This window comes from Janthinobacterium sp. 35, assembly GCF_002754575.1.
In the GTDB taxonomy this organism is placed as follows: Bacteria; Pseudomonadota; Gammaproteobacteria; order Burkholderiales; family Burkholderiaceae_D; genus Janthinobacterium; species Janthinobacterium tructae.
Genome location: NZ_PEFN01000001.1, coordinates 4,324,124 through 4,350,406, shown reverse-complemented (window position 1 = coordinate 4,350,406; position 26,283 = coordinate 4,324,124). Strand labels below are relative to the sequence as shown.

General features: G+C 66.6%; 14 protein-coding genes. 11 read left to right on the top strand and 3 right to left on the bottom strand.

Annotation, left to right across the window (positions count from 1 at the left end; translation table 11 throughout):
* Positions 1-123 precede the first annotated feature (123 nt).
* From CLU93_RS19320 to CLU93_RS19270, 11 genes are all read left to right on the top strand, one after another.
* Positions 124-822 carry a FadR/GntR family transcriptional regulator gene (locus tag CLU93_RS19320; protein ID WP_257225021.1) on the top strand — a complete coding sequence of 233 codons (699 nt, stop codon included), beginning with the start codon at positions 124-126 and terminating at the stop codon, positions 820-822.
* A 108-nt stretch (positions 823-930) separates the two neighbouring features.
* Positions 931-1,953 carry a GGDEF domain-containing protein gene (locus CLU93_RS19315; protein ID WP_180287885.1) on the top strand — a complete coding sequence of 341 codons (1,023 nt, stop codon included), beginning with the start codon at positions 931-933 and terminating at the stop codon, positions 1,951-1,953.
* An 82-nt stretch (positions 1,954-2,035) separates the two neighbouring features.
* Positions 2,036-3,055, top strand: a complete 1,020-nt coding sequence (locus CLU93_RS19310) for a helix-turn-helix transcriptional regulator (RefSeq protein ID WP_099762925.1) — start codon at positions 2,036-2,038, stop codon at positions 3,053-3,055.
* A 63-nt stretch (positions 3,056-3,118) separates the two neighbouring features.
* On the top strand, positions 3,119-3,532 hold the full coding sequence (locus CLU93_RS19305) for a hypothetical protein (protein ID WP_099762924.1): 414 nt from the start codon (positions 3,119-3,121) through the stop codon (positions 3,530-3,532).
* 241 nt (positions 3,533-3,773) lie between these two features.
* A complete protein-coding gene (locus tag CLU93_RS19300; RefSeq protein WP_243420313.1) occupies positions 3,774-4,565 on the top strand; it encodes a TorF family putative porin in 792 nt (263 codons plus the stop codon).
* 56 nt (positions 4,566-4,621) lie between these two features.
* Positions 4,622-6,700, top strand: coding sequence for a methyl-accepting chemotaxis protein (locus CLU93_RS19295; RefSeq protein ID WP_099762922.1), 2,079 nt, complete (start codon positions 4,622-4,624; stop codon positions 6,698-6,700).
* Between the two features lie 145 nt (positions 6,701-6,845).
* Positions 6,846-7,466 (top strand): hypothetical protein, encoded by a 621-nt coding sequence (locus CLU93_RS19290; protein WP_099762921.1) that lies wholly within the window; start codon positions 6,846-6,848, stop codon positions 7,464-7,466.
* 144 nt (positions 7,467-7,610) lie between these two features.
* The gene (locus tag CLU93_RS19285) at positions 7,611-8,639 is read left to right on the top strand and encodes an acyl-CoA dehydrogenase (RefSeq protein WP_218968345.1); all 1,029 of its coding nucleotides are present in this window, start codon (positions 7,611-7,613) and stop codon (positions 8,637-8,639) included.
* Position 8,640: 1 nt separating this feature from the next.
* Complete coding sequence (locus CLU93_RS19280; RefSeq protein WP_218968344.1) at positions 8,641-9,411, top strand: PIG-L deacetylase family protein; 771 nt, start codon at positions 8,641-8,643, stop codon at positions 9,409-9,411.
* On the top strand, positions 9,408-10,052 hold the full coding sequence (locus tag CLU93_RS19275; RefSeq protein ID WP_099762919.1) for a class I SAM-dependent methyltransferase: 645 nt from the start codon (positions 9,408-9,410) through the stop codon (positions 10,050-10,052). Before CLU93_RS19280 ends, CLU93_RS19275 begins: the two co-directional genes overlap by 4 nt.
* Positions 10,049-10,765 carry a glycosyltransferase gene (locus tag CLU93_RS19270; protein ID WP_099762918.1) on the top strand — a complete coding sequence of 239 codons (717 nt, stop codon included), beginning with the start codon at positions 10,049-10,051 and terminating at the stop codon, positions 10,763-10,765. Before CLU93_RS19275 ends, CLU93_RS19270 begins: the two co-directional genes overlap by 4 nt.
* A gap of 157 nt (positions 10,766-10,922) precedes the next feature.
* Here CLU93_RS19270 and CLU93_RS19265 read toward each other — a convergent pair whose 3' ends face one another.
* The 3 genes from CLU93_RS19265 to CLU93_RS19255 form a co-directional block, all read right to left on the bottom strand.
* Entirely contained in the window at positions 10,923-12,935 is a 2,013-nt protein-coding gene (locus CLU93_RS19265; RefSeq protein ID WP_099762917.1) for a S9 family peptidase, read from the bottom strand.
* Between the two features lie 208 nt (positions 12,936-13,143).
* Positions 13,144-13,827 (bottom strand): RNA polymerase sigma factor, encoded by a 684-nt coding sequence (locus CLU93_RS19260; protein ID WP_099762916.1) that lies wholly within the window; start codon positions 13,825-13,827, stop codon positions 13,144-13,146.
* 148 nt (positions 13,828-13,975) lie between these two features.
* Positions 13,976-26,248, bottom strand: coding sequence for a filamentous haemagglutinin family protein (locus tag CLU93_RS19255; protein WP_099762915.1), 12,273 nt, complete (start codon positions 26,246-26,248; stop codon positions 13,976-13,978).
* Between the last annotated feature and the right edge of the window lie 35 nt (positions 26,249-26,283).

Genomic DNA, 26,283 nt, shown 5'->3' with positions numbered 1-26,283 from the left:
TGCGGCGCCGCTGTGTGTTGTTAAGAATGACTGCTTCACGCATAATTCCAGCTTCTTCGAGCCACTTCAAATTGCTCGGACCACTTGAAAACAACAAACGAGACAACAGCGATGGCGACAGGCATGCAAACGCGGGGCAGGGTCGAAACGGTGATGCGCAGGCTGGAGACGGCCCTGCTGGACGGCAGCTTGCCGGCGGGCGCACAGCTGCCAGCCGAGCGCTTGCTGGCACTGCAATATGGGGTCTCGCGCAATACCGTGCGCGAAGCGGTGCAGCGGCTGGCGGCACGCGGGCTGGTGCGCAGCCGGCGCGGCGCCGGCGTCTTTGTGACGGATCAATTACGCACCGGCATGGCGTCGCCGTGGAGCCAGCTGGTGGCCGACCACCCCGCCCTGCGCGACGACATCCTGGAATTTCGCCGCGTGCTGGAAGGAGCGACGGCCTATTTTGCGGCGCAGCGGGCCAGCACGGACGAGCGCACGCAGATCATGGCGCTGCTGGCCGAGCTGGAACAGGCGCGCGCCAGCGACGACAAGCACGGCGAAGCGCAGGCCGATGCACGGCTGCACGAAGTCATCGCGCAGGCGTCGCACAACACCATGTTCCTGCACCTGCACACCAGCATCATCGGCATGCTGCGCGAACATATCACCCTCAATGGCACGGGCTTGCGCCAGCAGGACGACGCTACCTCGCTGCAACTGCTGTCGCAGCACCGCACCCTGTGCGAGGCCATCTGCGCCAGCCAGCCCGAGGAAGCGCGCACGGCCATGCAAAGCCACATCGATTTCGTGCGCACGCGCGTCACCAGCGACGAATAGGGCTACTGGTAGGACCAATTTGATATGCAGCATGGCGGGGCAATGCGTCGTGGCTTGTCGCAGGGGCGGGCAAGAATGGGGGCCCGATTCGCTATCCGACAGGTTTCCATGCATTTGCACCATGCCACTGACGCTATCCGCGGGCCTGCGCCGCATTCCTTGCTGGCCCTGCATGCCGGCGCCAGCGCCGTCTTTGCCGTCGCGCTGTTGCCACCGGCCGGCTGGCCGCTGGCTCTGGCCTGCTGCCTGGCTATCCTGGCCATGCTGCTGCGGGCCTGGCGCGCACCAGCATCACAGCCTGGCCGCAGCACCGCCTCCGGCAGCGCGCTGCTGGCGCTGGACCTGGCCGTATTCCTGCTCTGCTATGCCTTGCGCGAAACCGATGCCGGCTGGCATGCGGCCGCCTTTTGCATCCTGCTCGCCGCGCCCTATGCCGGCATCACGCGGCACCTGCTGGGCGGCGCCAGCCTGGCCATCGTGGCGAGCCTGGCCTGGCTCGGCCTGCAGGACGAACTCCAGGCCGGCAGCGCCGCCACTTTGCTGCTGCTCAACCTGACCGGCCTCTGTGCCGGCCATGGCCAGCAGCGCCAGCACCGCGAGCACTTGCTGCAACACGCCATCCTCGCCGAACAGGCCGTGCGGGACCACCTGACCGGCTGCTACAACCGCCGCTACCTCGATGAACACTTGCTGGGCGCCGAACTTGCACGTTCACAACGCCATGGCCTGTGCCTGACGGCCATCCTGTGCGATCTCGACCACTTCAAGCGCATCAACGACGCCCACGGCCATGCCGCAGGCGATGCCGTGCTGCGCACCTTTGCCGCCCTGCTCGGCAACGCCACGCGCCGTGGCATCGACAGCGTGGTGCGCCACGGCGGCGAGGAGTTCCTGCTGATCCTGCCCGAAACGGACCTGGCTGGCGGCGTGCGCCTGGCCGAACGTCTGCGCAACGGCCTGGTACAGCACATCGGGACAACGGCCAGCTTCGGCGTCGCCTCCCTCGCGTGCGCACCCGGCAGCGAGGCGCCCGGCGCCGCCGCCCTCGTCGCGGCGGCCGACCGCCTGCTGTACCAGGCCAAGCACGCGGGACGCAATTGCGTCAGGGCGACCATGCTCGACACCCTGTAATTGCCATCGAATCAATGTTACCATTCGTTAACTTATGTACTCATCAGTACACATCCTGCCACTGAAACAGAACGGAATCACTATGCCCGAACACGCGCCCCGCCCTTCCACCATCATGCGTCAATGGCAAATGCTGCGCCTGATACCGCCGGCGCCCCGCACCATCACCGTCGCCGAATTGCACGACAAGCTCAAGGCCATCGACTTTGCCATCGGCGTGCGCACGATCCAGCGCGACTTGCTGGACCTGGCCACGATTTTCCCGCTGACCAATCCAGCCGACAGCAAGCCGTTTGGCTGGTGCTGGATGGAAAATGCGGCGCGCATGGACATGCCGGGCCTGTCGACGCCTGCCGCGCTGACCCTGGCCCTGATGGAACAGCACCTGCGCCATGCGCTGCCGCCGTCTACCCTGGACAGCATGCAGCCGTATTTCAGCGCGGCCCGCCAGACCCTGAACGCGGCCAGCGAGCGCGCCAGCGCGTCCGCCTGGCTGGGCAAGATACGCGTCATCGCCCCCATGCAGCGGCTGCTGGCGCCCGACATCGACGAAGCTTGCCAGCGCACCGTGTATGAAGCGCTGATGCAGAACCGCCAGCTCAAGCTGAGCTACAAGAAGCGCGACAACGACAAGCTCGTCAGCTATGACGCCGTCCATCCGCTGGCCATCGTGCAGCGCGGCCAGTTGCTCTACCTGGTATGCCTGTTCGCCGACTACCACGACGTGCGCACGCTGGTCCTGCACCGCGTGCAGCAGGCGGAAATGCTTTATCTGTCCGCGCGCGTGCAGCCAGACTTCGACATCGATGCCTATATTGCTTCGGGCGCCATGGGCATCCGCGAGGGCGAACCGCTGCTGCTGGAAGCCGTGTTTGCCCGTCGCAGCGGCGAGCACTTGTACGAGACGCCACTGAGCGCGGACCAGCAATTGCAGGAGCGCGCCGATGGCTCGCTGCACCTGACCGCCACCGTGCCCAGCACGCGCGAACTGCAATGGTGGTTGCTGGGCCTGGGCGATGGAGTGGAAGTGCTGGCGCCTGCCGCCCTGCGCGAACAGATGAAAAGCACCATCGCCAGCATGGCCAGCCGCTACGCCGCCTGACGATGGCCCACGGCGGCGGCAAAAACTGCTACCATCGCGCGCCGCCACTTACTTCTCCCTCGCATGACCGTCCTCGCCCACACGCATCCGCTGGTACTCCAGCTGGAAAACGACTTGCTGCCCCTGTTCCGCGCCGCCCTGCCGCCACTCGCGGCCGCCGCGCCGCAGGTGCTCGCCTCCGTATTCGCCTTTTCCAGCGGTACGGCCAGCGCTTTCGAGGATTATCATTTCGGCATTTCCTGCCTGCTCGCAGACGTGCCCGAGGATGCCCCGGAAGAAGTCGCCCTGCTGGTCAGCGTCACGGGACTCGACGCCGGCGCCCGGCTGAGCGCACAGGTCGTCTGGGGCCAGCCATCGGGCTTGGTGGAAGCGCAGACCGAGCTACTGGATGGCGACCTGCCTGCCCTGCATGCGGCCCTGCCCGGCTTGCTGGCCAGCTTGCAACAGGCCGCCAGCCGCGGCGCACCCGCAATATGACAGGCGCATGAAAAAGTGCCAGGAAACAACAACTTACGATTTCCGCAGCGCAACTTTGTTGACTTCCACTAGCCCTACCCCCTATCCTTTCAGTTACGTTTGGTGAGAATGTGTGCATGTTGCTGCAAGCATGCAAACGGCGTCGCCTTGCTTGCGCAAAGTCCAACCCGCATTTATTTATCGCAACCATCAGGGCAACGCGCCTGGACGGCCGCTGCCAGCAAATACGGAGCCGACTGCCATGCCATCGAACCGCCATTTTCCTGCAACATCCTTGCTGGGCTGTGTCTTCCTGCTCGCCGCCCTGCCCGTGCAGGCGCAGACCACGGACAGCACCGCCGCCACCTTCAGCGCCAATGCCAGCCTCACCTCGCAATACATTTCGCGCGGCTTTCGCCAGACCTGGGGTAAGCCGGCCCTGCAAGCGGGTGCCGACTACGCGCACCCGAGCGGCTGGTCGCTGGGAACCTGGGCATCCACCGTCAGCGACCGCTATATCGAGGATGCAAGCGTCGAATGGGACCTGTACGGTGGCTACAGCGGCACGCTGGGCGAACTGGGCTACAGCGTCCTGGCGTATTACTACAAGTATCCGGGCGCCATCTACCGCGCCACAGGCGTCAAGTACGACTATGGCGAACTGTCGCTGGGCCTGAGTTACAAGATGCTGTACGCCAAGTACAACCATACCGTCACGCCGGACTTCTTTGGCATCACGCATGCGCGCGGCACGGGCTATCTGGACGTGGGCGCGAATGTCGACCTGGGCAATGCCTGGACCTTGAATCTGCACGCCGGCAATGGCCGGGTGGCGGGCACGGGTAATGCCATCTGGAACTGGCGCGACGCCAAGGTCGGCGTCACCAGGGCCTTCGATGGCGGCTGGAGCCTGAGTGGCGCCGTGACGCGCGCCTGGGGCGCCACCGACGCCTACGATCATTACACGCTGGGCATCCCGAATGCGGCGGGCCAGTTCGACACTTCGAACCCCGCCGCGACGACCTTCGTGCTGGCCATCAGCAAGACGTTCTAGGCGCGCTACCCGCGCCGCCCGAGACACCGATATCCTCCCCATCAAGGAACAGCCTCATGCAACTTTCTCTCAACAGCAAAATCTGCGTCGCCGCCACCGCGCTCGCCATCCTCAGCCTGGGCGTCACGGCGGCGGTAATCGGCTACAAGAGCAGCGCCAGCGCCGAGGCGGCCGCACTGGAACTGGCGCGCACGTCGGCACGCGAAGTGTCGGGCGCCTTGCAGGCGCGCATCGCCAGCAACCTGGCCAGCGTTTCCAGCCTGGCTGGCGCCATGCGCGGCACCAAAAGCGCCAGCCTGCCCCTGCAGCGCGAGCAGATCAATGAACTGACCAAGGCCACCCTGAGCAGTTCGGAAGACTTGCTGGGCGCTGCCGTGACCTGGGAACCCAACGCGCTCGACGGCAAGGATGCGGAATTTGCCAACCAGAAACCGAACTACGACGCCAGCGGCCGCTTCATGCCCTACTGGACGCGGGGCGCCGGCGGCAAGCTGCAAGTCGAACCCATCGTCTTCGATCCGAAGCCGGGCGCCAATGACTGGTATGACGTGCCCAAGCGCACCGGCAAGACGTACTTTACGGAACCGTATATCTACCCGGTCGACGGCAAGGATGTGCTGATGGCTTCCCTGGTGGCGCCCATCATGATCGATGGCGGCTTCAAGGGCACGGCCAGCGCCGACTTCATGCTCACGCGCCTGGCGAAAATCCTGGCCGGCCTGAAAGTGATTGAGGGCGGCAAGCTGGCGCTGATTTCGAACGGTGGCCTGTACGCCAGCCACCCAGTACCTGAGCGACTGGGCAAGAAGGCCGACGACGTGCCGGCGGCCGGCCTGGAAAAGGTACGCCAGGGCCAGCCGTATGAATACGAGGATGGCCAGGGCTACATCCATTTGCTGCAACCGCTGCAGATCCACCCCGATATTGCGCCCTGGAGCGTGGAACTGAACTTCCCGAAAAGCGTGGCCACGGCCTCGGCACGCGACCTGATGATCTACACGCTGATCGTCGCCCTGCTGTGCGCGGCCGCCACGGCCGGCATTTTGATCCTCGTCGTCAACCAGCTGACGCGACCGCTGCGCACCTTGGGGCGCACCATGACGGACCTGTCCAGCGGCGACGCCGACCTGCGCGTGAAGCTGGAAGTCAAGGGCACCGACGAGCTGGCCGTCATCGGCAAGGGCTTCAACGCCTTCGTCGAAAAGATCCACGCCGTGCTGCTGCAAGTGCAAGCGAGCGCCGACAACGTGGCCCGTGCCAGCGCGGAAATTGCGCAAGGCAATAACGACCTGTCGGCGCGCACGGAACAGCAAGCCAGTTCGCTGGAAGAGACGGCCGCCTCAGTGGAAGAGCTGACGGGCACGGTGAAGGAAAACGCCGACCATGCACGCCAGGCGAATCAACTGGCCGCTTCCGCATCGAGCGTGGCACAGAAGAGCGGCGAGGTGGTCGGCAAAGTCATCGCAACCATGACCTCGATCAATGACTCGTCGAACAAGATCGTCGACATCATCAGCGTTATCGATGGCATCGCCTTCCAGACGAATATCCTGGCGCTGAACGCGGCCGTGGAAGCGGCGCGCGCGGGTGAACAGGGACGCGGCTTCGCCGTCGTCGCCACGGAAGTGCGCAACCTGGCGCAACGCTCGGCGGCAGCGGCCAAGGAAATCAAACTGCTGATCGACGATTCCGTTGGCAAGGTGGCCGCCGGCAGCAAACTCGTCGATGAAGCGGGCGCCACCATGGAGCAGGTGGTCGACAGCGTGCGCAAGGTCACCGCCATCATGGCCGACATCAGCGTCGCCACCACAGAGCAAAGCGACGGCATCGCCCAGGTCAACCAGGCGCTGGCGCAGATGGATGGCGTGACGCAACAGAACGCGGCCCTGGTCGAGGAAGCGGCAGCCGCTGCCGAAAGCCTGCAAGACCAGGCCAGCCATCTGGCCCAGGTAGTCAGCGTGTTCAAGCTGGGCGAGCAGGTGCGCCAGACGGCGCCGGCAGCAAGCGTGGCCACGCCGCGCAGCGTGACGCCAACAACACCGGCGCCCGCCAAGCGCCTGAGCGTCGCCAAGCCGCAGGCCACGCCGCGCGCGGCCGCCAAGGCACCGGCTGGCGACGACTGGGAAGAGTTTTAAGCGTGCCTGCCGGCCTGCAGGCAGCGAGTTGCTCTTGATTTAAATCAAGTCACCAATAGATTCGGTGAGAATTGAACCCCATTCGTCCTCCTATAATCGGGCAGCGCTTACGGCACGCGCCGCTGCCGGATGAAAAGGAAGATGCATGAAAAAACTATTGGCAGTATTGACCGGCTCGACCGCTGCACTCCTGGCCGGTTGCGGCGGCGGCGGCACGCAGCAGCAGCTTGCCGCCGATTCCGCCAGCGCCTCGCCACTGGCCGCATATATCGGCACCTGGCAGTCGACCTGCGACCATCATGACCGTCAAACGCTGGTCATCGCGTTCAAGAGCGATGGCAGCGGTTCGCTGGAACTGACGCCAACCGGCGAAACCTACTTCAAGGCCGATTGCTCCGGCACCGTGGTCGCGACAGACAGCATGACTGCGAAAATCACCGGCAAGCCGGATGGCTCCGCCGACATGCTGATCAAGCTGACGGAAAACGCCGCCGCAACGAGCTTGCGCGTCGATAAGATCACCTCGTCGGCCCCGGCCTATACCTTCCAGCGGACCGGTACCACCGTGCAATATGTACTGAGGGATGGCAAGAACAACTGGTGCGTCGCCGTGGACAATGGCGAGTCCTGCATGCAGGACGACGGCATGCAGGCCGCACAAAGCGTTCCCGGCGGCCTGTCCTTGCGCGGCAACGACCTGTACACGGTGATGCTGGACAAGGAAAAGGGCGTGTACGTGCTGGACATGCACTACATGAAAAAATAAGCGCTGAATCTGCTGCGGGGCCGCCCGGCCCTGCAGCTTGCCGCGGCCGCGCCATAAACTTGAGGCCGTTAGCGAGTGTATGTGCAAAATCGAACATACATTGCGAAAACAGAAAGCTATGCTGTTGAAAAACAGGAGCTTGCCATGTCGTTTAACGCCTTCCCCCTGCCGTCCAACACTGCGCTGGCCGCCCTGCTGCAGCCACAGGACGGCGCTTTCCACCCGATCGACGGCTTGCAGCGTTTGCGCGACGCGGGACTCGACCAACTACCCCTGCCCGGTCACGGCGCCACCCTGCAGCGCTGGCAAATGCTGGCTGCCATCGCCGCCATCGACCTTTCCCTGCTCAAGCTGTACGAAGGCCATACCGATGCGCTGGCGATCCTGGCGGAAATCGACGGCCCCGGCGTCCCGGCCGGCAGCAGCTGGGGCGTATGGTGCGCGGAAATGCCGGGCGCGCGCGTGCAGTTGCAGCAGGCGGCCGATGGCCGCCATGTGCTCGAGGGCCGCAAGGCCTGGTGCTCCGGGGCGAATGGACTCAGCCATGCCTTGATCAGCTGCTGGAATGAGGACGGCCAGGCTTGCCTGGCTTCCGTGGCGCTGTCGCAACCCGGCGTGCACGTCACGGATGAAGGCTGGCAAGCGGTCGGCATGCTCGCCTGCGCCAGCGTCGACGTGACCTTTTCCGGCGCGCGGGCCTTTCCCGTGGGTGCTCCAGGCGCCTACCTGGAGCGTCCCGGCTTCTGGCATGGCGGCGCCGGCATCGCGGCCGCCTGGTATGGCGCGGCCTGCGCCGTCGCCAGCCACTTGCATGCGCGCGCGCAGCACGCCGCGCCCGATCCCGTGCGCCTGGCGCAACTGGGGCAGATCGACTGCGTGCTGCGCGCCGCCGGCGCCCTGCTGCGCGAAGGCGCCGCCGAGATCGACAGGCATCCGCAAAGCGATGCCATGGCCCTGGCGCTGCGCCTGCGCCTGACGGTGGAAGACGCCGCCACCCAAGTCCTGCACCTGGCCACGCGTGCGCTGGGCGCCGGCCCCCTGTGCCGCGATGCCCGCTTCGCGCGCCTGGCGGCCGACCTGCCCGTCTTCCTGCGCCAGAGCCATGCGGAACGCGACCAGGCCGTGCTGGGCGGCATCGTCGCCGGCGCCGAAGACCATCCGTGGGCGCTCTGACATGCTGCCCCAATCCGCTATGCAAGCGCGCCGCATCGAAGGCAGCGGCACGCCGGACCAGGTGTGGCTATCCTGGCCGGGGCTGAACGAGCTGCCCGCCATCGGCGCGCATGCCCTGGTGCCGCCGGGCGCGCGCGCTGTCATCGTCGCGCCCCATCCCGACGATGAAATCCTCGCCTGCGGCGGCTTGCTGCAACTGCTGGCGGCGCAGGGCAGCCAATTGCTGTTCATCGCCGTCACCGATGGCGACGCCAGCCACCCGGACTCGCCCCTCTGGCCGCAGGAACGCCTGCGCCAGGTGCGTCCGCAAGAATCCGCGCAGGCGTTGGCCACGCTGGGACTGGCGTCACCCGCATGGCTGCGCCTGCACCTGCCCGATGGCGGCGTGGCCGGCATGACGCCGCAGCTGGGCGCCACATTGGCAGCGCAGCTGCGTCCCGGCGACAGGGTCTTCACCACCTGGCGCCTGGACGGCCATCCGGACCATGAAGCATGCGGCCGGGCCTGTGCTGCGGCCTGCGCGGCCAGCGGTGCCAGCCTGGTGGAAATGCCCGTCTGGGCCTGGCATTGGGCCGCGCCGGGCGACATGCGCGTGCCGTGGCAACGCGCGCGCCGCCTGCCCTTGCCGGCCCCCATCCTGCAGCGCAAGCGCGCGGCCCTGCGCTGCTTCGCCAGCCAGATGCAAGACGACCCGTCGACGGGGCGCCCCGCCATCGTCGCCGGCGACGCCTTGCAGCGCCTGCTGCATGCCTGGGAGGTGTATTTTCTATGAACCCATCTTCCACGCCGGACGACCAGCGCGGCAGCTATTTCGAACAACTGTATCGCCAGGATGCCGATCCGTGGCGGGTGCGCCAGCGCTGGTACGAGGAGAGAAAGCGCGCCCTGCTGCTGGCCAGCCTGCCGCAGCGGCGCTACCGCCACGCCTATGAACCGGGCTGCGGCAATGGCGAACTGACGGCCGAACTGGCGCGGCGCTGCGAGCGCGTGCTGGCGGCCGACCTCTCGGCCGAAGCGCTGGGGCTGGCGCAGCAGCGCCTGCTGGACGCGGGGTGCGGCGCCAACGTCAGCCTCGCGCAGCACCGGCTGCCGCAGGACTGGCCGCGCATCCTGCCGGGCGCCGAGAAGTTCGACCTGATCGTCCTGAGCGAGATCGCCTATTACCTGTCGGTGCAAGAGCTGGCGCGCGTGGTCGAACACAGCATCGCCACCCTGGCGCCGGGCGGCAGCATCGTCCTGTGCCACTGGCGCGCGCCGTTCGCGCAGCGCATCGTCTCGACCGTGCGCATACATGCGGCCTTCCAGGACGCGCCCGGCCTGCACCGCGTGCTGCGGCACGAAGAAAGCGACTTCCTGCTGGGGATCTGGTCAAACGATGCGCGCTCGGTGGCGCAGCGCGAGGGCTTCGCATGATCGGCGTGGTGGTGCCCGTGCATAACGAGGAAGCGTGCCTGGGCGCCTGCCTGGAAGCGTTGCGCCTTGCCGCCACCTGCCCCTTGCTGCATGGCGAGGCGGTGTGCATCGTCGTCGTGCTTGATGCCTGCAGCGACCAATCGCAGCGCATCGTGCTGGCGCATGCCATGCAGGCGGACCTGCGCTGGCGTCTCGACTGCCTCGCCATCCATGCGCAGAACGTGGGCAGCGCGCGCGCCGCCGGCGCGCAGCAGCTGCTGCAGCGCGGTGCCCGCTGGCTGGCCTTTACGGATGCCGATACGCGCGTGTCGCCCTCCTGGCTGAGCACCCAGCTGGGCCTGGACGCCGATGCCGTCTGCGGCACGGTGGCGGTGGACGACTGGTCGCCGCACGGGCCCAGTGCCGCTGCGCTGCGCCGGCACTTCGCCCAGACCTACACCGATGCCGACGGCCACCGCCACATCCATGGCGCCAACTTCGGCGTACGCGCCAGCGCCTACCTGCGCGCCGGCGGCTTTGCCCCATTGGCCTCCAGCGAGGACGTGGCCATGGTCGCCGCGCTGCAAGAATGCGGTGCGCACATCGCATGGAGCGCCGCGCCGCGCGTCACCACCAGCGCCCGCCGCCATGCCAGGGCACGCGGCGGCTTTGGCGATACCTTGCTGCAGGTGGTGGCGGCGCTGGAAGCGTCACCACACCTGACGCAGACTTAGAGCCTGTCCTAGTAGATGAATACATCCCCTGCTGGCGCCCCTCCGAAGCGGGGACTGCGTTGCTCGTCGTCGCGTGGCTCGCCACGCGTCCTCCTCACGCCTTGTCCGCACTCCTGATGAACTGCCTGCAGAAGACGCTCACTACTGGGATAGGCTCTTACCGCATCGCCTCCTGCAAACCCGGCGCGAACTCGGCGCCGTGCTTGACCTGCGCGGTGGATGCCTTCAGGGTCGCGCCGATCGGCTCGGCGCGGCCAGCCAGGCACTGCCCCAGGAAGTTTTCCGTCACCGCATTGAAGGCGATGTTGTTGACGGGGCGGGCAAAACCATGGCCTTCGTCGGGGAACAGCACATACGTGACGGGGATATTCTTCGCCGCCATGGCCGCGACGATCTGGTCCGACTCGGCCACGTTGACGCGCGGGTCATTCGCCCCCTGGCCGATCAGCAGCGGGCGCTGGATATTCTGCGCAAAGTTCAGCGGCGAGCGCTCCTTCAGCAGCGCGCGGCCTTCTTCCGTGGTCGGATCGCCCATGCGCTTGTAGAACTGCTGCTTGCCCGCTTCCCAGTACGGCGGAATCGTTTGCAGCAGGGTAAACAGGTTCGACGGGCCGACGATGTCGACGCCGCAGGCGAACGTGGTGGGTGTGAATGCCATGCCGGCCAGGGTGGCGTAGCCACCATACGAGCCGCCCATGATGGCCACCTTGTCGGCTGTGGTCACGCCGCTCTTCACGGCCCATTGCACCGCGTCGAGCAAGTCGTCATGCATCTTGCGGCCCCACTGCAGGTCGCCGGCCGAGATGAATTGCTTGCCGAAGCCCGTCGAGCCACGGTAATTCACCGACAGCACCGCGTAGCCGCGGTTGGCCAGCCACTGGTGGTAGCCGTTGTAGCCGTAGGTATCGCGCGCCCATGGCCCGCCGTGCACCAGCAGCACCATCGGCACCGCCTGCGATGGCACGCCGCCGGCGCTCGCCTTCGATGCCTGCGGCAAGGTCAGGTAAGAGACCAGGGTCAGGCCGTCGCGTGCCTTGATTTCCTGTGGGTACATGGGCACCAGCGGCGCGCCTTCCAGCTCCGGGCGCGTCACGTACAGCTGCGTCAGCTTCTTGGTCTTGCGCTCATACAGCCAGCTCGATGCCGGCGCCGTGACGGGGTCGACGCCCACCAGCCACTTGTCGTCGGCTTGCGTGCGCGACGTCACGTTGAACTGGCCCTTGACATGCTTTTTCAGGAAGGCCAGGTCGGCCTTCAGGTCGTCCGTCAGCGGCAGGTATTCCTGCTGCAGATAGTCGACGGAATAGGCTTGCACCTTGCCCGTGCGCGTGTCGTACAGGGCGTCAGAAATATCGGCGCGCGGGTCTTGCGCCACCAGCGTGGTCTTGCCGCTGGCGACATCCTGCGCCAGCAGCGCCGAGGTATTGCGGCCGCGCGAGTCGGTCCAGTACAAGGTCTTGCCATCGACCGTAAACGCCAGCGGCGCCGTGGTCTGCGAGTCTTCCAGGCCCACCTCGGTCAGCGGCGTACTCTCGACCTTGCCATCCGTCAGGCGGAAATACTGCATGCCGCCATCGGCGCGCGCCTTGCTGGCCATACGCAAATTGAGCAATTCATCGGCCAGGTAGCCGCCATAGCCATCATTCTGCTGCACCAGGGTCAGCTTGCCGCTGGCCAGCTCCAGGCTGTACACGTCATGCCAGCGCGCATCGCGGTTATTGATGCCCACCAGGATGCGCTCCTTGACCTTGCTGCTGATCTGGACGATCCGCACGCGGGTCTTCTCGAACGGCGTGTAATTGACCTGCTTGCCGCTCACGACATTCACGCCATACAGCAGGAAGTTTTCATCACCGCCCTTGTCCTGGATGAACAGCAGGGTTGTCGAATCGGGCGACCAGAAGCTGCTGCGGATGGGCCGCACCTTCTCTTGCGTCAGCGGACGCGCCTGCGCCAGGTCGCTGGCCGGCGCCACCCATACATTGAGCACGCCATCGCGCGGCGCGATCCACGACAGCCACTTGCCATCCGGGCTGATGCGCCCGCCGGACTTGCTGGGATTGCCAAAGATCTTCGCCCGCTCGATCAGCGGCGGGTGATCGACAGGGGCTTGGGCGTGCGCCGGCAGCGCGGCGACAAACAACAGGGCAGGCAGGGCATAGCGAATCATGGACACCTCATGGTTGTTGGATGAAGGGAAACCTCACACATACATGTGCCAGCAAATCATAGGCGAAAGCCGTGTTGCCAGGTTGATGACAGCGACAGGGGACGGAAATCGGGGGATAGAAGGGTGAAAACGCGGGATGGCAGGTCCGTCAAGTCACTGACGCAGGCGCGGCCAGGGGGGACTTAGCAAACACCGCCAGCCTCGCTTATCAGTGCCGGATGCAGCGTCGTTCCTGCGCCATCGCAGTGGGCTCTGCGGCGAGCACCTTGGCCTGCCAGCGGCGCGAGAAACCTCGCCGGGACTGGCTGATGCCCCCGATCGTATTCAGCCCGGTTTCCTGGGCACAGTGGTCCAGGGCCTGGCGCAGCATCGTATCGACGCTGGTCAGGGAGACCTGATATTCGTCCGCAACTTCCTGGCGCGTCCTTTCGTCGATCCTCAGGGCAAGCAGAACAGAACGGTGCCGGTACGGCATGCGCTGCATCGCGCGCTCGACCGCGGCCAACTCGGAACGGGCCAAGGCGATCAGGTCCGGACCGGGGGCCGGGTCAGTCAGATGCTCGATTGCAGCGTCATCGTCGTACTGCGCAGAGCGCTTGCCGCGCAGCTGGTCCATCGCGACGTTGCAAGCCACCCGGTAGACATAGGCGTTGGGGTTTTGCACAAACACGGGGGCGCTCATGCCCGCCAGCCGCAGCCAGGCGTCGTGCAGGCTGTCGCTGGCCAGGTCGGGACAACCGAGATTGCGCAACAATTGGCGGTGCAGGCGGGCGTAGTTGGCCGCCAGGAAATCGCCCAGCACGATGCCTTGGCCGCTCTCGCTGCATGGCTCTGCTGCGAACTCATCGGCAATATGGGACGCCTTCAGGCCATCCAGGGTACTCAGATTCATGACGGGTGTGCCTCGGTATTCGGCTGCAAGAATGGGGGGGGGACGGGATCACAGGCACTGCGTGTGCATGGCCTTCCCCTGCCTGTTCCCTGCACGGGCAGGAAACAGGCGAGGAAACAGCTGGATAACATCGCTGCATGCCACCTGACTAGCGCTCCTGCTGCAACTCGCGCCGTTGCTCGGGGCTCAAGCGTGCCAGCTGCCTGGCATCAAAATCGCGGCCGACGCCAACGAACTGCACCGGACTGGCAGCGTCGTAGGGAAGACCGCCCGACGACTGCAGCCCGGCCCGGGGTGGCGGCGGCGCCTCACCCTCGCCCTCCATCGGCTCGTTGCCAAAGCCGATCAAGCGCACCGTGAAAATCGACGGCAGGTTCTGACGCGCCGTGCTGCGCTCGCGCTGCAGGACGTCCTGCGCAGCGGCCGTTGCCTGCGACGCCGCCGCACTGGCATTGCTCAATGCGCCGACATTCACCGCCGCAATGCTCGGCATGCCCATCGCCTCACCCTTGACGGCGATGTTGGCCGCGTTGAGCACCTGCAGCGCCGCCAGGTTGACATTGCCCGACACGCGGATGCCCGCTTCGCCCGCGTCGATGGTGCCCAGTGGCGCGATCAGGTCGATGTCGCCGGCCGGCACTTCCGGAATCGGTGCCAGCGTGGCGATACCGGCTCCCGTGCTCGGCACGCTGGACGACAGCGTGACGTTGCCCCACTGGTCGTAGACACGCTTGGGCGGCGTGTAGACCACCGTGGTCTTCGACCCACGCCCTGCGTTGATGTCGCCTGCGGCCGACCAGCCCAGGATGGCGCCGCCGAAGGTGGTCATGATGCGGCTCTGGCCCAGCAGGATGCTGCCCAGCGAATAGATCGCGATGTCGCCCGCGCCCTGGGTGATCACGCCGGCCGTGGACGGTGGCGCCGCGCCTTCGATACCGTAGGTCTGGGCGCCGCCCGGGGTGAGCATCTGGATGTCGCCACCGAAATCGGTATGCACGCCCGCGCCACCGAACATGCTGATGTCGCCCTTGTACGCGACGAGGGTGCCGGCCACGTTCTTGTCCGGGAACAGCGCGGCGATGGCCGCGCGGCCACGCACGTAACTGCCCTGGCGCACGCCGCCGTCCTGGTTGTACTCGCGCCCGGCGGCCTTGAGTTCGGCGAAGTACACGTCACGGGCGAATACTCGCTGCTGCTCTGCCGGCAGCGCCGCGTAGTAGGTCCGAGCTTGTTCGCTGTTGCCGACGAAGCCGAAGCGTTCACCCAGCCAGGTGAGCAGTTCGTTTTCATAGGTTCTGGCGACCTTGCCGCCCTGGAGCGACAGCGGTTCGCCCGCCTGTACCACCTTGACCGGGTCGAGATAGCCCTCGACGAAGCGCCGGTAGTCCGTGCCGTTGGCACCCGCGCCTGCCTGCATCACGATGCTGGCGCCCGGGCGCTTGTCCCCGGAGGCCACGGCACCGAGGCTGGTGACGCCGACCTTGTCGTCCATGCGAATGTCGCGGCCCGCCGTCAGTTCCAGGGTGCCGGGTCCTGCGACATTGAAGCCGCTGTAGATGATGTCGCGCCCCGCGCTGACGACAGAGATGTCGGTGGGACTGTTGTGCACGAACAGGTTGCCGGCAATGTTGTACGTCGCGTCTCCACTGCCGCCGCTGGCACCGCTCAGCAGCGTGCCGCTGCTGACGATGTCGCGCCCGGCCAGCATCCAGACCGGGCCGGCGCCTTCATGGAATGTCTTTCCGAAACGCGGGTCATACATGCTGTTGAAGGTGATCGAGCGTCCACTGTTGACCCCCATCAGATCACCACCCAGCGCATAGAAACGCGCGGGCTCCAGCGCATCGCCCCACGACAGGCTCGCGGTATTGGATCCGAAGGCGAACAGCGGCGTGCCCCCCAGGCCCGCCGTGCTGCCATCGCTGGTAACATTGCCGCTGCCCGCAATCAGGGCACCGCTGGCAAAAGCCTGGAAGGCAGGATTCAAAATGCTCGCCAGCGACTCCGGCGCCGCACTGGAACGGCTGATGGCCAGATCACCGCCGTAGATCGAGCCCCCGGCCAGCAATTCCAGTTGACCGGTGGCCGACGGCGCCAGCACCAGGGCGCCATGCGTGGGCAAGGTGCTGGGGTCTACGCCCGCAGCGCGGCCGTAGTACAGGTTGCCGCTGGCCGCGACCGCGCGCAGTGTCGCGGGATAGACCATCGCCATGTCGGTTGCCGTACCCTCATCGCCCAGCGGCGTGAGGTTGCCCCCTAAAGACAACAGGTCCACCGCCGTGCGCCCGGTCCAGAGGCTGAACCAGCTTTGTCCCACACCGCTGACGCCATCGGCGCTCACATACAGCGAGCCATTCTTCTGCTCTGCGCGCCCGGGGTCGGCCACCTCCTGCACCACCAGATCCCTGCGGGTGACCAGGCTGAAGGTGGCGTCCCCGGCAAGCAGGCTCAGGCCTCCGTTCGCCCACGCCGTCGCCGCAGTGTATGGATCGACGGGGCGGACTTCGCCTGGATTCATCTCCGTGCTGCGGGTGCCATAGCGCAAGCTCAGACTGCCCACGGCGCCACCGCTCAACTGCACATGCCCACGTAGATCGGCCAGCACACCGTTGATCTGGAAGCGGCCGATCTCGCTGCCGGGGTTCACGGCGCCGCCAACCCGCAGATTCAGATCGCCGCCACCACCCAGTTGCAGGCTGCCATCGGCGGCGACCCGCCCGCTGCCGCCAACCGCCAGCACCAGCCCCTGGCTGCGCGCGTTGGTCGCCGAGGCCGTGTGGCTCTCCGCCAGAGGCCGGATGATGCCAGCGTCGCCGCCGACATCCACATCCAGGTTGCCCCCGCCCAGCGTGCCGAAGCCGGTGAAGCCTACCAGTTGGTCGGCGCCGCCCATCAGGGCTGCGGCATAGGAACCGAAGTTGATCCACCAGGCGGTGGCTTGCGCATCACTGCCGCTCAGTCCGTTGCCCTGACGCCACAACCAGTTGCCGACGTTGGCCGAATCGTGGCCGCGGTCGTTGCTGACGGGGCGTCCCGACGAGCCTCGCGAGACATTGACGATGTTGCCGCTCAAGTTGCCGCCGGCCTTCAGCAGCAGGTTGCCGCCCTGGTCCGGATACCAGGCACGGGCAAGGCTGCCTGAGGCTTGCAATGCTTGCGGAAGGTTGTACGGATCGCCAGAGAAGGTGCCGGCGGAAGAACTGCCGGCGGTATAAACGCCAAACAGCGAGTCCATGCCCAGATCGCCTGCGGCCAGAAGGTCGAGGTCGGCCGCGCCGGTTCGGATCACGCTGAAGCGGGTGCTGGCACCCACCACCTTTTTGGGGCCGGACACTGCGGAGTGGGTGTCGGCCAGACGCAAGTCACCGGACTGCGGATCAGGCTGCAGCAGGCGGCTGTCGGCCGCTCCGGTATCGGCGCCAGCCACCAGGCGCATGGCCCAGGACTGCGACCCTTCGGCCAGCATGGGCGCCACGGCCCAGAGCTGCCCCTGGCGGCCCGCGTTCTCGACGCGCAACTTCACCGACGTCGCACCACCCGCCAACTTGACGTTGGTGCCAGACGGCAGCAGCGCGCCACGCGGCAGCGCCTTGCTGCCATCGAGGATCACGGTGGCGGTGGTGCCCAGGTTGCCGGGCAATGGCACGCCCTTGGGCCAGACCATGGCCTTCACACGTGTCAGACTGCCCAGCAGGGTGCCGGCGTCCAGGGTGCTGTTGGTCGGCAGCGTTACGCTCTGGCTCAGCAAGGTGCCCGCAGCAAACAGCACATTGCCCGAGGGATCTCTTACTGCGGCCGCCAGCACCGTGCCAGCGGGCAGGACCAAAGCCGCGGTCAGGGTCGCCGCGACCGGCAACCGCGTGCCGGCGATCAGGTTACGGGCCTTGATCGGCAGGTCGAAGTTGAGCGTGACGCCCGCCGGGAACGTGGTGCCGTCCGCCAGGGTCACGCCGCTGCCCGGCACCACCGTCGTGCCGCCGGTGTAGTCAACGCCGGAGCGCAGCACCCAGCCATTGTCATCGGCGGTCGGTGGCGGCGGTGCAAAGCCGTCGTTGATGCTGCCGTGGACGGTCAGGTCGCCGCCGGCGCGCAGGGTCAAGCGACCGGCCTCTCCCGAACCGCGGACGTTGTCGACTTTCTGGTTGTGCGGATTGACGCTGGCGTAGCGGTAGCCCGACAGGTCCAGGTCGCCCGCTACCACGATATCACCAGCCGGATTGGTCACGGCATTGCTCACGATCTCGACGCCGGGACGCAGATGAAAGGCATCGGCATAGGCCGGATTGCGCAGGCCGGCCAGCTTGCCGGTCATGAGACTGGCGCGCTCTTTTGCGGCGTTGATGAAGTCATCACTGTCGTCGTGCCTGGCCTTGAACCAGGCCTGGGTGATCTCCTGGTAGGGCCGCCCGCTGGCAGTCGCCGTGCTGACCAGCGGCGCATCGTCGTAGCGTTGCATGCCGTTGACCGCGATGGAGCGTGCGCCGCGGATGTCGAGCACGCCGCGCGCGTCGATGGCGATGTCGCCGTAGACGGCCGCATCGCCGGCATCGTTCAAAGCCGGCAGGCCGTTCGCGCCGATGCGCGGCGCCGAGAGTTCGAGCGTGCCGCGCGCGCGGCCGTCGTTCAGCCCCGCTGCGCTGCCCACGGCCACACCGGTGCCGTGACGCAGGTCGATGCGCACGCCGTCAGCCAGCGCCAGTTGACCCGTGCCGGAACTCAGGTCGACGATGGCGCGGTTGGGTGCATCGATGATTTTTCCGTAGCTGTCCACGCGCAACTGGCTGCCATGGGCGTCCAGCACCGCGCTGCCGTCCAGCGTCAGGCCATGCTTGCCAGCCAGCGTGATGCTGCCGACCCGCGCACCGCTGGCATCCACCAGACCCGTGACCCGCAGGCTGCCGTTATCCACCGACACGTTGATGCTGCTGGCCTTGAGTCCGTCAGCGATGCGCAGGTCGCCCTGCTTGAGCTGGAAGCTGCGGGCGCCGTAGACCTGGCCCTGGTTCAGTCGTTCGTTGAGGGCCGCGAACTGGTCGCTCAGGGCGCCACTGGCGCCCAGGCGCTGGGCCTGGATCTCCACCGCACCGGCCAGGTAAGGCACCAGGGTGCCGCCGGCATCGTAGTTACCGCTGCTGCCGGCCAGGATCTTGCCTGCCAGATCGACCGTGCCGGCAGCGCCGTCCACGGCCACCGCCCACAGCTTGCCGGCCTGGTTGTGCTGCGCCGACAGGTCGATGCTCGAACCCGCCGCCTGCAATACGTTGCCCGCGCGGCTGTCCAGGCGCACCTCGCCACCCGCGCTGTACTTGGTCAGATCGTTGAAGGCGATGGCGCGGCCGGACACATCGACCGATGCCGCGTCGGTCAACACCACGTCGCCGCGCGCGCCCAGCGTGAGCTTGCCGCTGGGCAGCACCACGGCGCTGGCCAGGCGAATGCTGTCACCCTGCAGCGACAGCTCCGCGCCCAGGCCATCGGCCTTGCCAGCGGGGCCAGCCGAAGCGGCGACTTCAATGGCGCGGCCTGCGGTGATGCGGTTCACCGAGCCGGCCTCGCCCGTCATCAGCGGGGTCAGGATGCTCAGGTTGCCACCGCTGTAGGCATAGCCCTTGAGGGGGTCGTACGCGCCCTGGCTCTGGTAGACCGAGAGGCTACCCTTGTGGTTGGCGGTGATGCGTTCGCTCGCCGACAGCTTGACGTCGGCAAATCCCAAGGCCAGGCGGTCGAAGGTCTTGATGGTGCTGGGCTGGGCAAACTCTCCGTAGCCGAACTCGATGCGCTCGGTGTTGATGTTCAGCCGCCCGCCGCCAGTGCCGGCGCCACCCGCCACCACCGCCGAGGCCGGCGTCGCGGCGCCCTGCCAGATCAGGTTGGCGGTGCGGATGGTGGCCACGTCACCGGCCCCGCCGTCACCATAGATCGCCGGGGTGGAAAGCATCAGCTTGCTCAGCAGGGACTTGCCGGTCACCGCGTCGTAAGTGTCCAGCGCGGCGGTGCCGTAGAAATTGAAGCTGTCCCGCGCCGAGAGTTGCAAGGTTTCCAGGGCCGGCGCGCCGAACTGCGTGTCGCCGCGCAGCAGGCGGTCCAGCACGGGCTGAGTGAGGGTCAGGCCGGTGGGCAAGCGATTGCCGGCCGCTGCGGCGGCCAGCGCCTCCGCGCTGCCGACGTTGATGCTGGACAGGCCCAGGTTGAGGTGACGGGTGCCGTAGCGCACTTCATCGCCCATTGCCAGGGTCTTGTCGGTCATGGCAACGATGCTGCCCTCGGAATACAGGGCGGTCTGCCCGCTGCACGGCTCGCTGCTGCACACGCCCAGGCGGATGCCGCCACTGGCTTGCACGTTCGTCGGGCTGGTCACGTTGAGCAAGCCGTTGGACACGGCCAGCATGTTGCCCACCTGGTAGACAAAGCCATCTCGCGCATCATAGCTGGCCTTGCCACGGCCGATGGTGTTGATCGACGCCCCCTGTTCCACGATGACTGCGCCCGACGCGCCCTTGCTCATCATGAACACCTCCGGTGCCGCCAACTGCGCTCCTGCGCGCAGGATCATGGAGCCGTCGCTGGCGTTGACTCCCTGGGCCTGCGTGATGATGTTGCCGGTCTGTCCGTACTGGAGCGAGGTCATGCCGCCGATCATCAGCCGTGCGGCGCCGATGCCATTGAGGCTGTCGGCATCCACGCTGACGCCGCTGAAACCATCGGTGGCGGACTGGCCTGCAGCCACCACTTCGATGCCCCCGCCGCCCCCGCGATCCATGTTCAGCAGTGCGACGCTGCCGGCGTAGCCACCGGCCGCAGCATCGAAGCGACCGACGCCCTCGAAGGAGAAGGCGTCCGCGCCGGCGCCCGATCGCAGCGACAGCTGCAGGGTTCTGGCATCGATCGGCAGCATCGCCCGAGGCACGCCCAGTCTCGCCGCGTCCGCGATGGCAAACTGCGCATACCCGGTTTCGTTGTACTGGGAGTAGCGGCGCAAGGTGTCGGCGGACGTCAGCGTCATCTGGCTGGCCAAGCTGTCGCTGATGCCGGTATGGGCAATGGACAGCCGTCCGGCGGTAGACCAGGAGCCATTACGCAGCGCCTGCGCCGGGCCGTTGCTTGCGGGGCCGCCCAGGCCGTTGATTTCAACCCGGAAAGCGCCCGGCATCAAGGCGAAAGTGGACGGCATCAGCGTATAGGTACCCGCTGCCAGCCCTGGTACCCCTGCGCCGATGCTGATCTGCCGGCCAACCATCGGGTCTGCCGCGCCACCCTCGGGCGCCACCGGCGCATAAGCGGCTTGCACGCCGGGCAGCACGGCATAGACCGGGTTGCTGCCAAGTCCCGGCAGGACGAAGCCGCCGTTAACGCCGGTCTGAAGCAAAGGGTGGTAGCGGGCGTCGGTGGAGCCGCCACGCCCGGAAATGAATCCGGCGCCCAGCAACTCGCCCCCACCGGACAGATCCACCACGGCGCCCGGTTGCACCAGCAACGACCGACCGCCCAGGATCATGCCGACTTCCAGTTGGCCGAAGGGCATCCCCCCCTGGCCGAGCCATGTCACTGTCTTGCCGTCGTAGGTGTAGACCTGACCATCGAGCGTGCCGCCGTAAGGCATCGCCAGGCCCTTGCCGCTCACCGATGTCAGACTGCCGGGCAGCAGTTCGACGTCGCTGGTGCCGAGGGCGCCGATCTCGATCATTCCCAGTGGCGCGCGCACCACCCCACCCTGCGCAATGTTCGGGCCGCCCAGTTGCAGGCGGCCGAAGGCGGAGTAAGGCACTGCTGCGTCGCCATCGCCAGTGCGGCCGATGGTCAGCGTGCGCGTCCGGTCGTAGTTGTAGAAGTCGTCGGACACACCGTCCAGGTAGCCCGCCAGCACCCTGGCACCGACGGCCGTCGCCGGATACAGCTGCGCCGCCCGCAAGGTCAGGTCGCCCTTGGTCATCAACTGGGTGCTGATGCCCGTGGCGATCGCGTTCGCGCTGGCCCCGGCGAGGAAGCGCAGGTCGCCCGCACTGGTCAATTGCACGCCATCGTAACCGCGACGCTCGATGCTCATCGAACTGCCATCTGCCTGCGGCAAGTTGCCCAAGGCACCGAACAGCACATTGCCGCGCACATCGATCAGATTGCCGCTGGCCTCGAATACCGCCTCGGTCTCCCGCTGCGACATCGTCGGCACCTCCAGCACCGGACGCAGCCATGGGTCGCGGTTGGGTTCCGGCGCGGCAAGAATGCCCGCCAGCAGCAGATGCGGCGCGGAGAGACGGACCCGCGCATTGATCGCGGCTTTTTCGCTCAGGTTGAAGGCGCCGCTGTACAGGCGCAGGCTCTGGCCCATGTTCAGCGCCACATCGCCGTCAAAGCTCAGCAAGCCGTTACTCAGCAGGGCCAGGTTGTCGAAACCGCCTGCGCTGACCTGGTCCACCCCGAGCCGGCCGTGGCCGTATTCGAGGCTGGCGGCAGCTGCATCGGCCGTGTCCGCTAGCATGCTGCCCTGGCGCACCTGGCCGAGCTGCAGTTCGCGCACTTTGGTGACGCGGTCGGTAACCGACGTGCGGATGTAGTATGGGCTTTCCAGTGCCACGGACAGGCTGCCGCCGGCGGCACCGGCGCCCCCGGCCCGGGCCGTGAAGCTGCCGTCCAGGTACAAGCCATTGTTGGACGCCAGACTGATGCTGCCGCCGTTGCTGGCCACCTGCACCCGGCCCTGGCCCGGAATGTCCAGCGCCGCCTGGGCACCGGAAGCTTCGAGGCGCGCGCCCTCGCGCACCACCACGAACAGGTCGCCAGCGCTGGCAATGCCGCTCTCCGGATCGATCCCGCCGCCGATGACGATGGTGCCGCCGTCGCGGACCTGGCCATAGTTCCGGCCCCGGTTGTCCAGCGCGCTCACGGCGCGCGACGCCACATCGATCAGCGCCTCGTCTCCGATCCAGATCGAGCGGCCGTGGCCGACTGCCTTGTCCGTCTCGGAACCGGCTGCCGCCAGGTTCCCCAGCGTCACGCTGCCACCCCACGCATGGAGCGCGCCGTCCATCGTGAGCTGGCCGGCACTGCGCACATCGATGGACTGGCCGGGGTCGACACTGAGCACAGCACCTTTTCCGATCACGGCCTGCACCGCCTGCAGTTCATCGGCAGACGTGCCGGCCGTACCGGCCTGCAGCGACAGGCTCGCACCCTTGCGTTGCGTGAGCAGGGCCTTGACGGCGTCTTCCTGATACAGCGGCGGCGTCCACAGTTCCAGCGCGTCGGACGGTTGGCTGCCGGTGACGGCATCCTGCGCATACGTGCCGAAGCGGGCCACCGGCATCCTCACGTCGATCTGCGCGCCCTCGGCCACAGCAAGGCCATGGTTGCCGATGAGCGCATAGCGAGCGAAGCCTTTGTTGAAGAAATCCGCGCCGAGCATCAGCGTGTCGGCCAGCGCCGCACCCGAGGGATTGCCGATGGCGATGTGCCCCGTCTGCAGCGTGAGCGTGCCGCCGCCGTCCACGCCATGGCCGAGCAGCACGGCGCCACCGAGCCGCACCTGGCCATCGCCGGTGTTGAAGCCGTCCGCTTCGAGGGTGACGCTGCCGCCTTTGCCTCCTTGCTGCTTCGCACTGGCCAGCAGTGCCGCGCCGGAAGACACGTCGAGCGTACTGCCTTCGCGCAACACTACGTCGCCAGTACTGCGCAGCAATACCCTGCCGCCGTCACGGAACGCCAATCCACGCGTGTCGGCCAGATCCTTCAGCAGATTGGTCCACAGGCCGCTGGTGTCCACCGTGATACCTTCGGCCACGGTGACACCGGCGTTCACACCACTCGGGGCGTCCAGGCTCATGTCTTCGATACGCGCGTTGCCGCTGACTTGCTTGAGCACATTGCCCAGCCTGATGGTGCCGCTGTGCGCGGTCAGGTCGGCAGTCACATCCACGACCGGGGCGTACAGCACGATCTCGCCGCCCGACCCAACTTGCAGATCGCTGTTGACCTCGATCTTGCCCTTGGCCGCGATCTTGATGGTTCCCATCGCGTAGCCATTGAGCTGCGCCGTGTCGAGCACCAGCGTGCCCTGCCTCTGCGTCGGGAGGGCCGTTGTGAGGTCCAGTTCCGCCGCAATGCGCTCTTGCGTGTCCTTGAGCTCAACCTCATTCATGACTGCACCCACACTGTGGCTCAACAAACCAGTGCTCTTGTCGAACATCGGCAAGTGCTGCCCGATGATGAGCTGGCCGCGTCGCGCCACTGCGTCGTGCGACTGGTTGTAGCCGTCCAGCTCAGCTTGGGCAGCCTGCGTCTGGCGCACGCCCTGGAAGGCTACACTGCTGATGTCGCCTTCGAGCACGGCGGCGTTGGTGGCGATCACCAGCGTGCCGGCATCGCGCCCCACCGTGTAGCCGTTTTCCAATTTTCGTTGCGGTGCGATCAGTGGGTTGTAGAAATGCTCCGAGACCTGCCAGCGCTCGTGGTCCGATTCGTAGCCCTTGTAGATGCCTTTGTAGAGCAGATCACCGGGCGCCTTGTTCACTTCATACAGCCGCCCATCGCTCCCCTTGAGCCAGGTCTGATTGATGAAACCGCTCTGCACATTCAGCGTGCCGCCCGAGAGGTTGATGCTGGAGCCGGCCTGCGTGACCACGTCGTTGCCGCCGAAGCTCAGCGTGCCGCCCTGCGCCATCCATTCACTTGCGGTGTGGCCCTGGGTACCCAGATACCCGCCCACTTCGAGCAGGCCGCCGGCGGTGTACCAGCGGTCGGTGGCGTAGCCGTTCGTGCCCTTGGGTACGAACACCAGGCTGCGGCGGTCGATCCACACGTCGTTGCTGCTGAGGGTCTTGCCATCCCGGTTGACCGGCGCATCGCGCTGTTCGTTGCCCTGGATGTTGACCTTGATGTTGTTCGACTCCATGGCCAGGTTCACGCCCACGGCGCCGGAGACGTCGATCCGGGCGCGCTCACGCACCAGGCTGCGCTGGGCTGCATGGATGTCGATCTGACCACCGGTGGCCAGGGTCAGGGAGTCGCTCTGGAAGTCGACTGTGCCGCTGCTGCCGATCTCGATGCGCGACTGGTCGCGGCGATCCGTGATGGCCACGATGTTCTCGGCAGTCGTGATGGCAGGTCCCCGCAGGCCATCGCGCTGGCTGTCCAAGGCAGTGGTCTTGCCGTCGTCCTCGATCACCACGGCGGTAGTGGCACCCCGGCCAAAGGCGACCTTGCCGTCCGCGCCGATGGCATTGAGGTGCACGCTGCCGCGGGTGTTGACGCTGGTGGTGGCCAGTACGACACCGTTTTGCTGCACCTCACGCCCCAGCATGCTCACGTCGCCCTCGCGAGCCTGGATCAGGCCGGTGTTGCTGACCTTGCCCGCCAGGCTGTCGCTGCTGAACTGTGGGGTGATCTCGTTGCCGCGTGTGGTCGACGCCTGGTTGCCGTCGGTGCCGACACCCTTCTTGATGACGAAGCTGTCGCCGGCCGCGAGCGCGGTCTGGCCTTTCTGCGTGGCGATGTCGCCCGCGTTGTGCACCTCTTTGCCGAGCAGCAGGACATAGCCGCCGCCTTCGGTGGAAGTCTTCGGGGCCAGCGTGGCGATCCGCGCGCCGGCCTGGATCTCTACCCTGCCCTCGGCGTTGGTGAAGCTGGGTTCGCTGGCGTTGGCCGTGTAGATGCCGCTGGTCTTGAACTGGCCGTCGCCGATCCCGGCGGCGGCAGCGATGAGATTGCGCGTGTTGACCTGGCTGCTGCCATTGAAGACGATGCCGTTGCGGTTGACGATGAGCACCGTGCCATCAGCCTTGATCTGGCCCTGGATTTGCGAGGGCCGTGCGTTCGGGTCGTTGACGCGGTTGAGGACGGCCCAATCCTTCTGCTGCCTGAATTCGACCGTCGTGTTGCGCCCGACATTGAAGGTCTCCCAGTTCAGGATGGCCTTGTCGCCGGTCTGCGCAATGGCGACGTTGCTGCGACCGTCGAGCTGGCTAAGCTCCGGGGCATTCGCGTTGTGCCAGCCCGCCGTCAGCGAGTTGGTGTCGATTTTCAGGCCGCCCGCGCTCATGCCATCGGGGACGGATGCCCCATTCGCGGCCGCCAGGCGGGCGGCGGCCTGGGCCGACTGCTGCGCCGCGATACCGCGCGCGGCCAGGTTCAGATTGCTGATGGAGCGCTGCAGTTGCTCATTGGCCTTCTGCTGCTGTCCGAGCGGGTTCGTCAGGCTCGATGCGGGCTGGCCGCCGGGCAGCCGGCCCGTTTGCGACGCCGTGTCCCGGAGCGCGCCCTTGTCGGCAAACCATGCCGGACTGAACGTGCGCTGCGCATGGGCCGGCAGCGTTACCGCGCCTGCGACCAGTGTCAGCGCGATGGCCCGCGCCAGCGGTGCCAGCCTGAATACCCGATCCTGTTTGCGTATCGTTTGATTTTCCCTGCCACTGCGCCCGCGTGTGTTCATGTAAGTTTCCGCCTGGTCATTGAGTCGATGCCGTT

What these genes read in the sequence shown, in the direction of transcription:
- CLU93_RS19320 (WP_257225021.1), top strand. Translation starts at nt 124, where the DNA reads ATGCAAACGCGGGGCAGGGTCGAAACGGTGATGCGCAGGCTGGAGACG.
- CLU93_RS19315 (WP_180287885.1), top strand. Translation starts at nt 931, where the DNA reads ATGCATTTGCACCATGCCACTGACGCTATCCGCGGGCCTGCGCCGCAT.
- CLU93_RS19310 (WP_099762925.1), top strand. Translation starts at nt 2,036, where the DNA reads ATGCCCGAACACGCGCCCCGCCCTTCCACCATCATGCGTCAATGGCAA.
- CLU93_RS19305 (WP_099762924.1), top strand. Translation starts at nt 3,119, where the DNA reads ATGACCGTCCTCGCCCACACGCATCCGCTGGTACTCCAGCTGGAAAAC.
- CLU93_RS19300 (WP_243420313.1), top strand. Translation starts at nt 3,774, where the DNA reads ATGCCATCGAACCGCCATTTTCCTGCAACATCCTTGCTGGGCTGTGTC.
- CLU93_RS19295 (WP_099762922.1), top strand. Translation starts at nt 4,622, where the DNA reads ATGCAACTTTCTCTCAACAGCAAAATCTGCGTCGCCGCCACCGCGCTC.
- CLU93_RS19290 (WP_099762921.1), top strand. Translation starts at nt 6,846, where the DNA reads ATGAAAAAACTATTGGCAGTATTGACCGGCTCGACCGCTGCACTCCTG.
- CLU93_RS19285 (WP_218968345.1), top strand. Translation starts at nt 7,611, where the DNA reads ATGTCGTTTAACGCCTTCCCCCTGCCGTCCAACACTGCGCTGGCCGCC.
- CLU93_RS19280 (WP_218968344.1), top strand. Translation starts at nt 8,641, where the DNA reads ATGCTGCCCCAATCCGCTATGCAAGCGCGCCGCATCGAAGGCAGCGGC.
- CLU93_RS19275 (WP_099762919.1), top strand. Translation starts at nt 9,408, where the DNA reads ATGAACCCATCTTCCACGCCGGACGACCAGCGCGGCAGCTATTTCGAA.
- CLU93_RS19270 (WP_099762918.1), top strand. Translation starts at nt 10,049, where the DNA reads ATGATCGGCGTGGTGGTGCCCGTGCATAACGAGGAAGCGTGCCTGGGC.
- CLU93_RS19265 (WP_099762917.1), bottom strand. Translation starts at nt 12,935, where the DNA reads ATGATTCGCTATGCCCTGCCTGCCCTGTTGTTTGTCGCCGCGCTGCCG.
- CLU93_RS19260 (WP_099762916.1), bottom strand. Translation starts at nt 13,827, where the DNA reads ATGAATCTGAGTACCCTGGATGGCCTGAAGGCGTCCCATATTGCCGAT.
- CLU93_RS19255 (WP_099762915.1), bottom strand. Translation starts at nt 26,248, where the DNA reads ATGAACACACGCGGGCGCAGTGGCAGGGAAAATCAAACGATACGCAAA.